This window comes from Methylotenera sp. N17 (assembly GCF_000799155.1).
Lineage (GTDB): Bacteria > Pseudomonadota > Gammaproteobacteria > Burkholderiales > Methylophilaceae > Methylophilus.
The window spans coordinates 1,192,593-1,206,340 of the sequence record NZ_JUGE01000001.1; the positions used below are offsets into that span (position 1 = coordinate 1,192,593).

General features: G+C 42.4%; 12 protein-coding genes. 6 read left to right on the plus strand and 6 right to left on the minus strand.

The features are described 5' to 3' along the window. Positions 1-69 precede the first annotated feature (69 nt). From FG11_RS13560 to FG11_RS05740, 5 genes are all read left to right on the plus strand, one after another. Positions 70-438 (plus strand): hypothetical protein, encoded by a 369-nt coding sequence (locus FG11_RS13560; RefSeq protein ID WP_157355019.1) that lies wholly within the window; start codon positions 70-72, stop codon positions 436-438. Positions 439-450: 12 nt separating this feature from the next. Then, complete coding sequence (locus FG11_RS13240; RefSeq protein ID WP_052184954.1) at positions 451-843, plus strand: thioredoxin family protein; 393 nt, start codon at positions 451-453, stop codon at positions 841-843. 62 nt (positions 844-905) lie between these two features. Further along, complete coding sequence (locus FG11_RS13245; RefSeq protein WP_025224411.1) at positions 906-1,454, plus strand: hypothetical protein; 549 nt, start codon at positions 906-908, stop codon at positions 1,452-1,454. Positions 1,455-1,497: 43 nt separating this feature from the next. Next, complete coding sequence (locus tag FG11_RS05735) at positions 1,498-2,022, plus strand: hypothetical protein (RefSeq protein WP_020182090.1); 525 nt, start codon at positions 1,498-1,500, stop codon at positions 2,020-2,022. Positions 2,023-2,029: 7 nt separating this feature from the next. Beyond that, positions 2,030-2,389 carry a hypothetical protein gene (locus FG11_RS05740; protein ID WP_020182091.1) on the plus strand — a complete coding sequence of 120 codons (360 nt, stop codon included), beginning with the start codon at positions 2,030-2,032 and terminating at the stop codon, positions 2,387-2,389. Between the two features lie 10 nt (positions 2,390-2,399). Here FG11_RS05740 and FG11_RS05745 read toward each other — a convergent pair whose 3' ends face one another. After that, positions 2,400-2,840 (minus strand): hypothetical protein, encoded by a 441-nt coding sequence (locus tag FG11_RS05745; protein ID WP_020182092.1) that lies wholly within the window; start codon positions 2,838-2,840, stop codon positions 2,400-2,402. A 187-nt stretch (positions 2,841-3,027) separates the two neighbouring features. Here FG11_RS05745 and FG11_RS05750 point away from each other — a divergent pair, with 187 nt between their 5' ends. Then, the gene (locus FG11_RS05750; RefSeq protein ID WP_047533747.1) at positions 3,028-3,993 is read left to right on the plus strand and encodes a trypsin-like serine protease; all 966 of its coding nucleotides are present in this window, start codon (positions 3,028-3,030) and stop codon (positions 3,991-3,993) included. A 119-nt stretch (positions 3,994-4,112) separates the two neighbouring features. On the opposite strand, the gene FG11_RS05755 is transcribed toward FG11_RS05750, so the two are convergent. The 5 genes from FG11_RS05755 to FG11_RS05775 form a co-directional block, all read right to left on the minus strand. Continuing rightward, positions 4,113-7,715: a TonB-dependent receptor domain-containing protein gene (locus tag FG11_RS05755; RefSeq protein ID WP_047533749.1), complete on the minus strand. Its 3,603-nt coding sequence runs from the start codon at positions 7,713-7,715 to the stop codon at positions 4,113-4,115. A 79-nt stretch (positions 7,716-7,794) separates the two neighbouring features. Continuing rightward, positions 7,795-8,802, minus strand: a complete 1,008-nt coding sequence (locus FG11_RS05760; protein ID WP_047533752.1) for a FecR family protein — start codon at positions 8,800-8,802, stop codon at positions 7,795-7,797. Continuing rightward, the gene (locus FG11_RS05765) at positions 8,802-9,353 is read right to left on the minus strand and encodes an RNA polymerase sigma factor (RefSeq protein WP_235276348.1); all 552 of its coding nucleotides are present in this window, start codon (positions 9,351-9,353) and stop codon (positions 8,802-8,804) included. Before FG11_RS05765 ends, FG11_RS05760 begins: the two co-directional genes overlap by 1 nt. A 240-nt stretch (positions 9,354-9,593) precedes the next feature. Then, positions 9,594-9,866, minus strand: a complete 273-nt coding sequence (locus tag FG11_RS05770) for an HU family DNA-binding protein (RefSeq protein WP_047533754.1) — start codon at positions 9,864-9,866, stop codon at positions 9,594-9,596. 260 nt (positions 9,867-10,126) lie between these two features. Next, positions 10,127-13,720, minus strand: a complete 3,594-nt coding sequence (locus FG11_RS05775; RefSeq protein WP_047533757.1) for a TonB-dependent receptor domain-containing protein — start codon at positions 13,718-13,720, stop codon at positions 10,127-10,129. Positions 13,721-13,748: the final 28 nt, after the last annotated feature.

Here is a 13,748-nt window from a genome sequence, read left to right on the forward strand (position 1 = left end):
TCAGTCAAGTAGCATCTCTATAGCATAGCCACTTCAATTACAACCTTTTGTAAAGTCGCCGCTATGTCAATGATGAAGTCTCTGCGTATTTTGTTTAGTCTAGTCTTAATAAGTTTATCCGCCATATCCCATGCAAAATCTAACGTAGCTAGTGAGAAAATCATCTATTCAGAGCAGGAGTTTATTCAAGCGTTTGATGGAAGATCTCGCAGTGAAGTACAGAAAATATTAGGCAAACCAAACAAAAAAGAAACGGCCGTACGCCCTATGGGCGCCGACCAATATACGGAAAAAGCGGGCAATACCAGCTTAAAGAAAGATGCCATTGAAATGTGGTACTACAGCAAAATAGTGCGATTTAACAGTAAAAAAATTTACAAAACCATTGAGCTAACCTTTGCCAACGACAAATGCATCAATTTCTCTTTTGCATTCTAGATCACAAATATTATGTCGACTATTACGCTAAACAAACACAATTTTAAACATACCATTGAGCAAAGTAACTTTGTGATTGTATTGTTTACTGCCGATTGGTGTGAGCCATGCAAACTGTTTGATACAATATTCAACGATCAATCAAACAGTAACACTGAGATTGTATTTGGCAAGGTTAACATCGACGATGATCCGTTGATTGCAGATTACCTTAATATACAACAAGTCCCAACTGTACTCGCCATTAGAGAAACCATTATTGTCGATGGCATCCATGGCGCCATGAATTCAATTGAGTTCATGCAGATGATTCGTGTATGGGCAAACATCCGTACCACTGAGTTTAATCGGCATTTTTCAAATACAGGCAAAAACAACATTACTGATGCCACCATCAGTGAATAGTGATGCGCGTAAAATATCTCTTTGTAAGTTCGCTATGCTTCATATCAAGCCATTCAACCACTTTGCTCGCAGACAGTTCTCGTCAACCACAGGATACGGTCAAGCAAAATCACACACCGGCTCGCTCATCAGCCCACATAAAAAATCTTGCTGCTTTATTCGACCAACATGCTGATGACCTTCAGAAGTGGATGGAACAAGTCTATATATCCAATCCACATGAACTTGAAAAAAGCACCAAGGTTAGTGCACATGAAATGGCTGACTGGGTTTTTAAAGGGCCTTTTAACTGGAAATTTGACGCTATTCAAGAACTACAAGCACGCGAGGCATTGGTAATAAGTGTATCTGCAGATTTCAATGGTGATCGTATTTTAGCTTTCATCACAGGCACGTATACATTGCTTGCCCAGTATTATCAAGGGCATCACCCACTGCCACATAGGAAGTCATTATTAGAGGCTACCCAAGATATACAAGTAGCGTTGAACGCATTAGTAAAAAACGCAAATAATTCAAATGCTAGTCTAGCAATATCCAGTATTGATTACGACGCCTTCACCGCCATTATCCACAGCATTAAATCCGAGATAAAAATGATTGAGCAATAAAATCCGCCATTCACTACTTCATAAAATTTACTGTATTAATACAATGTATCTCACACACCTATTCCTCATTGTGTTTTCTCTCCTATCACTACCAGGATGTCAGAAGGATAACGCTGACACCCCAATCGATAGTGTTACGCAGGTTGTACAAGTCAATCCTGGGGCGATCGATATTCAATCCTTGTATTCCATCTCATTCCTTTCCCCGCAAGACAATAACATTGCAGCCAAGTGGCTCGTTACTCAAGACCAAAAAGATCGAGTCTATAGCGTCATTCCAAATGCTATGGAAAATCAGTTTCAACAGCGGCTGGACTACTTATCCACACAGTTTAAAGAAGAAAAAAGGATTATCGCCAACCGCATTGTTCAGACACGTGACCTATTGGAAAAATTTAATATTTCAACTAATTTTCTCATGCTGCTAGACGGGATGATTGCTGTGAAACAATCGCACCTGATTGGTAATTTTGGTGATTATTGTCAATTTTATATTAACTTGAGACAGCACAACTACGAGCATGCTGAAGCTGTTAAAAAAATGAAATCTCTCTCTATTTCTCATTAAGGCCGTCATGAAGCATCCTTTTACATTTGATTCTCCAAGCTTGGTTTTCATCATGTTAATCAGCTACTCGGCACTCATCGGTGCCGAACCAGCCGACGCAGAGACGCCGGCACTCTCTTTTATTCAATTAGTTGGGAAAGAAGATGCTGACTGTGCAATGAAGGACGGTCAGATGATGCTACTGGCTAGCAGTAGCCAAGATCACACTATAGAAGTGTGGGTCGATCGTTGGTTTATGGAGGTGCAGACCGCAGACCACACCAAACATGTTTTATCCATTGACACTCCGACAAGCCTACTTGGCTGCTCTAACACATTATCAGGTAAACAGCGCTGGACAATTCACAGTGCAAAAGTTTTGCCTTAGAAAAGAGTAGCTACTGCGCGCTGCGGTGCAGTGGGCCAAAGCACTGCTCCAAGTAAGCTGACTCATCAGCACACATGACTAAACTATTCCCAGTATCATCAAACCGTACATAGTGCACCGCGCTTATACCAGACTGTGAGACTTCACCATCACAGTCTTTCTCATCATTGGCGCGCGTGACCTGGTGCTCTAACTTATAAAAAGCATATTCACTATGTTCATCCGCAATAAAATAAATACTATCTGTCACTTGTTGTGCGCTAGACGCTCTCAAATGACCATCTCTGGAAAACTCGTAAGTTTCAACACATCCAGAATCGGGCAACTGGTAACGCCATGTGCCAATAATGGAAAATTGAGGGAATGTAACCAGCCCGTGCAGATGCTCCTGATTTGCATGTAAGGTAACAGCGCTTAGACCAAGTAACAGTATGAATAGATACTTCAACATTTCTATACCTCGCAATACGTGCAAATGTGTTGTTGAAATATCATAAAATATCCTTCTATATTTACATCATGATAATTTGAAATTAACTCTTGGAGTTTTTCCTTCTAAAACCATATAACCATATGTTTTAATGAAGCATTCAGTTAAACAGTCGCTTTCCACTAATGTACCTTGATGAATGTGAGCTATGAAAAAAGCCATTACATTGATATTAGTTTTGACCCAGCTTAATGCACACGCTGTCATCAATGGTCAAGAAACATCACCCAACGATGTATTCTCAGTCAAACTTAACATTAAACACCAGCATTGGTTGAACTCAGTCCAAGAGTGGGACAAATATGAATCGACCTGTAGTAGCGTTATTGTCGGCACACACCCTTTAACAATCATCACTGCAGGCCACTGTCTAAAAGAAATTGAGTTAGATCCCAACAATCAGCTACCTAAAATCACCATCACTGACACCAACTTTGATCAATTAGACTCCATCAATATCAGTAATGCTTTTTATTACCCATTTAGTGAAATTGAAAACAACTTAGCGCTTGATGTTGCCATTCTGGTTTTCGACAAATCACTACCAAAAAATGTGAAATCTGTGTCAATTGACACAAACCCAAACCTTGGCGATGTATTGGTGTGCGGCTTTGGTAGTGCATCTAACGAAGCCGTGTTATTTAACCCACGCTGTAGCGTTAAAAAAACCTTAAATAACTTAGATGATTTTTATGCGGTGATGCCTAAACAGTATGAACAGTCGGACCCAATGCTACATATTAAGGCAAGAGCCCAATTTCACTACAAACAAGAAATTATCAGCTCTCTAGATTACTTAACTGCAATCAATCGGTTGGATAGCAAGCATCAATATTCGGCAGCAGAACCGATGCCTACGCATGGAGATTCAGGCGGCCCATGGTTAGCCAAAACAGCGGATGAGGGTTTCTTGCTAGTAGCCATTACAAGCTACGTGGAGCGTTTTTACAATAAAAACGATGACTGGTCATTCTTTGCTAAAGAGGCTCCTTTAGACGATTACCCCTACATTGCCTACGGCGTAAAGTTTAATAGTCCAGAAGTAAAAAGTTTAATCGAAAATGCGAAAGCTAACGGTGCTGATATCACACTCATAGACACTACAATAAGATGAAATAAACCATTATTGGTTACATTTTTTAACCACCTTTCTCCTAGATAGTTTATAGGTATATTACTCTCAACTTAAAGCCTAAGGCTTTATAAACCCAGATGATACCGCGAGTCACACTGCTAGAAATTAGGTTTGGCATAGGGGTCAAACTGCCAGTTCAGGCTAAACCAAACCCCGCGTGGTGCGCTTGGAGATATAAAGTTTGTACTTAGCCAATCGTTAGAGTTATGGTTGAAGCCATCTGGTCCGATTGCGCCATCAATACTAGGCGAGAATGGGTTACGTCCCAGCCGACCAGCGGTAAAATATTCTCTATCAAACAAGTTATTCACCAGCATGGTCGCTGTCCACTCCTTGTTGAATTTGTAGCTGGTCTGAAAGTTAAATACTGCATACCCTGGTACAGTGCCTGGGTTGCTGGTAGGCTGGCGTAGAGCTCGATTATCTACTCCGACCGAACCTCTGCCTACTACTTCCACCCCTACTTTATGTTCATTGTTCTCATTGCCGCGCACGTAGCTCTTGGAATGTGCCACCGCACTTAGCCCGACCGTCCATTTATCGGTCACGTCATAGCTAACGCTGGCATTCAGGTTATGCAGGGCAACGCCCGGCATACGGCTGCCTTTTTTTACTTCTATGACATTGCCATAACCACTTACAAAAGTTGAGCTGCTATTGTCCTCGCTGATCATATTGAAATTATTTTCAAACGTGGCGTCAGTGAGGCCGTAATTCAGGCTGAACCCCAATTTATCTTTTTTACCGGAAAGACCGGCTTCAATACCGCGGCGACGCGTTCTGCCAATGCTGTCAAAAAATCCAGTACCATTACCATAAGTTACAAAATAGATATCGTCTTTTAAATCAGTCTGGTAAGCACCTAGATTCCATTGCAAGTCCTCAGCACCTAGTAAGCTCTTGAATGTACCACGCATGCCCAAGTCATAAGTGGTGGCTCTAATCTGGGGTAGGAATGGGTCGCCCGAGAGCGTGGTGGGAAGCGTGCATTGGCGATTCTCAGCAATGCTTCTGGGTACCATGGTATTGCCCGGTCCGGGAACCAGCGTTTTGTCAAAGGCACAACCCAACTCAATTACACTAGGGGTACGCGTGCCCTGTGCCCAATTGGCGAACAGATTGAGATTCTCTCTGGCTTGCCAGGTAGCACCTAATTGAGGATTGAACGAGTAGAAACTGAATTTCTCAGTCTCTGCTGCATCTACCGTCTTGAAACCAAGGAAAGGCTTGTTATTTGCGGGCGGACGATTAACCGTGCAATCCCCTTCACATACGTTGTACCTATCGGGGTAGCTGATCAAATCGCCAATACCATAGTTGTCATTGCCATACCGAACAGCAATCTTGTTGATGGTCTTGGTCTGGTTATAACGGCCTGAAGCACTGAAGTTCCATGCTGCAACAGGTGACCAGGTCTCGCTGAAATAAATACTTTTGGTGGTATTAGTACCATTGAAATCGTTATTCTTAAGCGGTACAAAAGCGCCGATAAACATGGGATGCGCCTGTGCCGGATCCAGATAGGCCTTGCGATCCGTTGTGAGGAAACCCAGCTGGCTGCTATTATTATATTCAGCACTGGCTGCATCGATTGAAGCACCCACCATGAATTTATGTTTGTCAAAATTCCAGTTGAATTGGATGGATGCGCCATCCACAATTTGCTTAATCTGGTTATCATTAAAGATAGCAGTAGGAACACCCTCAACGACACCTGGTTGACCTTTACCAGTTACCTGATCGTAGCCGCCGACTGCGCCATCAATAGGAACTTCCAGCCTGTCAACATCCCTGTATTGTTCTAATGCAAGACGGCCAGCATTACACTCATCATTGTTTGCAGGTGCTGCCAATACCACGATATTTTTAATAAAGCCGCCAGGGTTGGCTGGATCAGGTGTAAAAAAATAATTATCATCAGTGAAGAGCGATAGATCAGAAATATTACTCCCTAGCAAAGCTGTATATTGTGATGATCCGAAAAAGCTCTCACCAAAAGCAAAAGAAGGTAGAGGATTTCCGGACCCATCCAACACCAGATTGCCTGATGAATCCCTAAGCGGTGTTACTGGGCCCTGAATCTTGGATATCTCCCTGTTATAAATGATGTTTTCATAATAATTTTTGTCAAATGCTATTAAATCCCTCATCCTTATCGCCATCTCTTCAGGTAAAGGTATATTGGCATTTGACTGGTAATCTGCTGGGTTTATGTAAAAACGGCCATCAGGATAAGCAGGGTCGCTACCATAATTATTGCTAATATCGGTATAAAACTGCGTTGTGGTGATATCTGCATTACCGTTCGCATCTGCCTGCACTGGAATAACATAGTAAAGTGGCACGCCTTTTGTAACAGCAGATTCTGCAAATAAACAGGTTGTTTCTGCACCTGGCTGATGTCTTATCTGCCGTACCGCATCTTCTCGTATATCCGTAAACACATCCGCTCCAACTTGATGGCGGTCACTTTTTCGACGGTAGACTTGTCCTGTTACGCTGAAGGTATCACTTGCCTGGAATGCGCCTGATAACTGGAATTGCGCCAAACGATTATCGGTCGTATCGGGACTGCTAAATACGCTACTGGGATCTTGAGCATACATCTGGCTAGGCAACAGGCCATTGCCCACCAGTTCGGTTTTTACCAGTAAAGTACTTAGATTAAGGTCCAACTTGTCGCCGCGATAACTGGCCTTACCGAAGAATTGATTTACCTTGCTAGGTGAGTTGTTCCGCCAGCCATCTTCTATAAAAAAATTGCCAGCGCCAAAAAAAGCAAAGGTACCGTTGTTGGTGCCGCCTTCAACCTGTAATTGCTTACGGCCATAGGAGCCTGCAAGCACTTCAGCATCTACACCCGTATTGTTGAACCCATCCTTGGTTTTAACTGTAAATGCCCCGCCAAGTGTATTCAAACCATAGATTGGGTTGGAGCCAGGGAACACATCCACACTGGAAAGCGCATTCATGGGAATCATGTCCCAGTTGACGACATCGCCAAAGGGTTCATTGACACGAATACCATCGAAGAACACTGACAACCCCTGAGGCATGCCGATCTGCGGGCCTGCGGTAAAGCCCCGGTATTGCACATCCATTTGAAACGGGTTGCCTTGGTAATCATTCACAGTCACAGACTGTAGCTTTTTGTTCATTAAGTCAGTAATGCTGAGTGAGTGAGACTCTTTAATCTCTTTGGCAGTGATACTTTGTACGTTGCCGGGGATTTGGTCTTTGGTTAAACCTAGGCCGGGTAATGGGCCTACTTCGTAGAAGCGCTTGGCACGGACTTGAATCTCATCAAGCTGTAAAGTTTGGGAATTTTGATCTGGTTCTTGCTTGATCACAGCAGAGTTGCCGTTGATATTGAGTTGCAGACCACTGCCTTGTAGTATCTTTTTCAAAGCATCCTGTGGGGACAGTAACCCTTTAACAGCAGGTGCAGTTTTATTTTTAGTCAGTTCACTATCGAACGAAATACTTAAGCCAGTCTGATTACCCAATTGCCGAATCGATTGATTTAAAGGCTGAGAAGGTAAATTAATCTGTAATGGGAAACCGGATGCATCTGCCGCTGTGGGTAGCTGGGTATTAAGTTCAGCCGCATGCAGCTCATGTAAACCTACTTGGCCAATATCCAATGTGGATAACACGGCCCATGCCAACAAGCCACGTTTTTGTATGATCTTTCTCGCCATTGCCAAATTCCTGAATTCGTTTTAATACTGCAATGACGTTTTAGGTAGGCAATTTAGTGATGTCTTAATTTAAGAATTTTTATTTTCTTGAAGAAGTGCCTTTGATTATGGTGGCTTTGGATGTTTGCACAATGCTAACAGGTGCCATTTCAGGCATCTGATTGATAAAGGTCTCAATCGCATCCGCCTTTAGCATTGAGGAAATATGCACTTTAGCGGATACTGGTTGTTCTACTATTAGTGGCAATTTGCGATACCTGGATAACGTCTCTGCGATTTCATCCATATCTGCCTCTTCAAAAATCACCATCCCCTTTTCGAAAGCGAATGCATCAGACGCTTGGCGTTGTACGTGCGTTGGCTCGCTGCGATAGGCGTTCACTTCCGCAACTTCACCATCGTGTAATATCAAAGAATCTGGACTTTCAATATTTTTGGAGTCATGCTGCTCAACCTTCACCGTTCCATGGTCTACGCTAACTCGCACGAGTTTTTTCATACGGTTTACTGCGAATCGGGTGCCTAATACCGTAATTTTCGCTTTACCACTATCAATGATGAATGGACGGCGCTCATCACGCGCAACATCAAATATGGCTTCACCTTGCTTGAGGTTGACCAGACGTTGGTCACGATAATACGTGACTTCAATTACCGTACCCATGTTCATGGTCAATAGAGTGCCGTCATTCAATCGTTGAGACTTGATTTGTCCAACTTCAGTCTGAGCCATCATCTGCATGGTCGGTTGAGCACGCCAGCTTTGAAAACCCAATAAACCACCAAGGCCAATAGCAACAGCAGCCATTAATCCAACAATATATTTTTTGACATGCTGAGACCGTTCAGCTTTTTGGAGATAGATATTTTGCTCTGCAACACCGGCTAGCTTTTCAAGGTCACTGGTAGAGCCAAAAGTTTCCCACATTTTCGAGATGTCGGCATACGCTTGTTGATGTGCTTGGCTAGACATCAACCACTGTTCAAATTTGCTTCTAATAACATCGTCAGCTTCGGCATCTCGAATTCGAATGAACCAAGCAATAGCCGATTCACGTAGTTTATCTGTATGGTTACGTGGCATCATTACCGAATCTGATCTTGTAATTTGGTTAAATCCAACATTGCCCGTGTGATATGACGCGACACCATATTGACAGAGATAGAAAGCTTGACGGCGATTTCTTTAAGAGCCAACTCTTCTATTCGGTATAACCAAAACGCTTCTCGACACTTTGGTGGAAGGCTATTGATAACCATTTGCAAAGCTTCTAGTCGTTGCTTGAGAGAGGTTAACTCTTCTGGGGATGGGGCCAGTTTAGTGACATCATTTGTAAAGTCCTGAAAACTAAACGCTTCATTAGGTACAAGCGGTATAAATCTTTTGTTTGACCTGCGATCATCTGATACGAGGTTTTGTGCAATTATTCTGAGGTAAGCATGGGGTTTATCCAGATTGATTGCTGTCGGTGAAATGGCAATTTTCAACAATGCATCATGTAAGATATCGTAAGCTCGATGGTGACATCGAATGTCGCTATAGATAGCCGGCAATAACTCACAATATGCCCATCTTAAATTAATACCATGCCATTCAATTGAGGAATTCATCGCTGAAGCGTTTCCAGATTCTTTCAAGAACCCCAGCAAATACCATTCCCATCAATCAATAAAAATTCAACCTATTGATTATAATAATTTTTTACATACACCATCTATGCAGCCAGACTTATTTAGGTTGTTTACAGCCATACAACTTGGCTAAATTTAACCATCTTATAAAGTGGAGTAATCAATACCTAAGATGCAAAGTTTGAATGGAGGGAATTAGGGTCACGAATACACTGACTAGCAACCCTAATATCTAGCAATTAAAGATTAATTCACTGCGTCTTTCAGTGCCTTACCTGCAGTGAATGCAGGCGCATTACGTGCAGCCACTTTAAGTTCTGCACCCGTACGTGGATTGCGGCCTGTGCGTGCTGCACGTTTGTTTACTTTAAATGTACCAAAACCAATCAAGGTAACTGCCTCTCCTTTTTTGAGTGAGGATGTAATGGCGGATGTCGTGGCATCAATCACGCGCCCCGCCTCTGCTTTGGTGAGTCCTGCATTTTTTGCTATTTCAGCAATCAATTCTGTTTTATTCATTTACACTCCTTTTTGTTAGTTGTTGAATGACAACGAACCCTTACTTTGCTGGGTATTGAATGGCGTGTCAATAAATAGACGTATAGCACTACTCTAGTTTAAAGCCTATCAGAATTTTGACTGTAAAGGTTTCCCCCTAAACTTGCATTCAAAGCCACCTGTTCAATCGCTCTTTTAATCGTTCTCATCGCCACTTCATTTAAGACTTAATGTGACTGGCACCTGTCTGGTTAAACACTTCTAATAACATGCCCTCAATACTAAAAGCTAGGCTTGGCATTGGGGTCAAACCGCCAGTTCAAACTAAACCAAACACCTCTTGGTGCACCTGGCGCTAAAAAGTTAGCGCTCAGCCAGTCATCAGAATTATAGTTATATCCACCTGAGCCAATTGCACCGTTAATGCTGGGGGAAAAAGGATTACGTCCTAAACGTCCTGCACTGAAATATTCTTTATCAAAAATATTATTCACCAGCATGGTGGCAGTCCATTCTGAATTAAATCTGTAACTTGTTTGGAAGTTGATTACCCCATAACCATCTACCTTTCCCGGATTACTGAATGGTTGGCGTGATATCACTTGTCCTGCAACATTGGTGTACACCTCTGTCACCCCTGCACGATGACTGTTATTTTCATTTCCTCGAATAAAGCTTCCCGAATGTAAAACCGCGCTAAACCCTACATTCCATTGATCAGTCACATCATATGCTACGCTCGCATTTAGGTTATGTAGGGGTATACCTGGCATACGATCACCAGGCTTAACGGTAATACTTCTAAATGCTTCTAGGTCGCCTACAGCAAACAGTGCAGCATCCGGCACAGAACTACTATTATTTTCTGAAATCATTTTAAAACTGTTTTGAAACGTTGCATCTGTCAAACTATAATTAACGCCAAAACTTAGCTTATTGATCTTGCCTGAAAGACCAGCCTCTAGGCCGCGACGACGTGTTTTACCTACCGTATCAAAAAAACCTGTGCCATTGCCTAATGCAACAAAATAGATATCGTCTTTTAAATCAGTTTGATAGGCACTCAGATTCCATCTAACGCTATCCCCAATTGTCCCGCGTAAGCCAATATCGTAAGTTGTCGCTTTAATTTGAGGTAAATAAGGGTCTCCGGAAAGCGTTGTAGGTAGCGAGCATTCACGATTTTCTAGCAAGCTTTTAGGAATATCCACCATTTCTTCTGGGTCTGGAATCAAGTTACCATTTTTATCTCCACCCCATGTTTTTGAACCGCTGGGTCTATGATCAAACGCACAACCAAGTTCGATTACACTAGGTGTACGTGTACCTTGCGACCAATTGCTGTAAATATTGAGGTTTTCTTTCGCTTGCCAAGTTGCACCTAAAGACGGGTTAAAGGAGTAAAAGCTAAACTTCTCAGTTTCTGCAGGTTTTAATAATTGGCTACCGTCACTTATTCTATATCCCGTTGTTGGGCAGTTAGCCACACTACCTAAACACAAATTGAAAAAATCTGGGCGCTGCTGGTAGCCTGAAAGCACATAATAACTACCGAATACAGTGCGGCTGGCAACAGTATTCTTAACGTGTGTATCGTTGTAGCGAGCGGATCCAGTAATATTCAGTGTATCTATTGGGCTCCACGTTTCACTAGCGTAAATACTTTTAGTGGTTGAAGTGCCTTCAAAATTGTTATTCGCAATACCAATATCAGCAGCACCGTACTGGTCACGAATACCTTCTGGTGACAGGTAGGCTTTGCGATTATCATCAAATAAACCTAAACGTTGGCTATTAGAGTAACTGGCACTAGCCGCATCGATTGAAACGCCCACCATAAATTTGTGATGTTCCAGATTCCAATTGAGTTGTAATGATGCGCCGTCTGTTTTTTGTTTGATATTGTTATCAGACAGCACGGAAACTGGCGTTCCTTCAACCACCCCTGGTGCATTGATACCGTGACCATCCGGGCTTACAGGAAGTCCATTTTCGTTTAGAACATTTACATTGTAGCTAGCCCCTTGACACACATCCTTATTGATTGGGGATTTGGTCAAGACAACATGTTTAACACCGTCTGGCGTATAAAAAAAGTTCATATTGACTTCAAAATCGGGAAATAAATCAAAAGTATTGCCTCGAAGAATGTCATAATTAAATCCTAATGTTGAGTAAGAGGACTCCCCGTTAGAGTATGAAGTAACAGGCCCTAAATCCACAGGTGTTGGGGCGCTTTGTTCTCGATATAGAAACGTATCAATAAAGTTTTTCCAGTAATCAAAGCCATTTCTTGCTTGCTTTGCATACTCATCATCCAGCGTTCCATTAAATGCAGTTGGCGGTAGCAATGCTAATGAATCGTTCATGTCGTACCCAGGGTTACCACTATTTGCAAAATAATCCGCCATAAAAGGATTAGAGGCGTAATCAAATGGATCAGCTAAATCGATAACATAATAATCGGGCAATTGATATTTATTCGTACTGAGGAACTGACAGGCCACTACTTCACCGGGGTTCAGGTTTCTCTTCACTTCATTAGTCTCGTTGTCAGGAAATCCATCCACATATGCATCAGCACCCAAGGAATGGCGATTACTGTTACGGCGATAGACTTGTCCTGTAACTGTAAAATTATCGTTCACGAAGTAATTGCCTGACAACTGAAATTGGCTAAGCCTGTTTTTGGTGGTATCTTCAGACGTGAATGAGGCATTTCGATCTTGCTGATACATTTGGTTAGGCAGCAACCCATTCCCTACCAAATCAGTCCCCACCCATAAGCTGCTCAGGTTAAGGTCCAGCTTGTCTCCCCTATAGCTGGCTTTGGTGAAGAGTTGATTGACTTTGCTAGGTGAGTTCTCACGCCAGCCATCTTCCAGAAAGAAGTTACCGGCTGCAAATAAACCGACAGTACCGTTGTTCCAGCCACCTTCTACTTGTAGCTGTTTACGGTTAAAAGAACCATACAGTACTTCTGCATCCACACCTGCATTGTTAAAGCCGTCTTTGGTTTTAAGGGTGAAAGCACCTCCCAATGTGTTTAATCCAAAAATAGGATTAGAGCCTGGGAATACATCCACACCCGCTAAGGCATTCATAGGAATCATGTCCCAATTCACCACATCGCCAAACGGTTCATTCACACGGATACCATCAAAGAAAACACTTAAACCTTGTGGTGTACCAATCTGTGGCCCTGCGGTAAAGCCACGATATTGCACATCCATTTGAAAGGGGTTGCCTTGGTAATCATTCACAGTCACAGACTGTAGCTTTTTGTTCATTAAGTCAGTAATGCTGAGTGAGTGAGACTCTTTAATCTCTTTAGCGCTGATGCTTTGTACATTGCCGGGGATTTGGTCTTTGGTTAAGCCCAAGCCAGGTAAAGGGCCTATCTCGTAGAAGCGTTTGGCGCGGACTTGGATTTCGTCGAGTTGAATTTCTTTAGCGCTACTCGAATGCTTTGCTCCAAGATCAGGAGTATTGTCTTTGTTAAGTGGAGGAACAGCTTTATCTAAGTAAAAGCCACCACGTTGATCATTCACCACTTCTAATCCAGTACCTTTGAGCAGTTCTTTAAAGCCATCTTGTGTATTGTAAACACCCTTTAAACCTTTGGTTTCTTTGCCTTGCGCAATCTCCGGAGGAAATGATAAATACACGCCTGAAGAGCGTGCAAATTGATTTAAAGCATTATCTAAGGCGCCAGCGGGGATGTTATATTTTTTATTTGTTCTAACACTTGTCTCATCTGCTTGTGCTTCTGTGCTGGTTATCGCATAGATAGAAACAAGATGGAATAGCAGTGCAAATAATGTGCATATGTTTTGTTTTGCAATATATTTTACTGAAAGTTTTCTGTGATTCATTCGTTTCACCTTTAAGAATCAAGTAGAA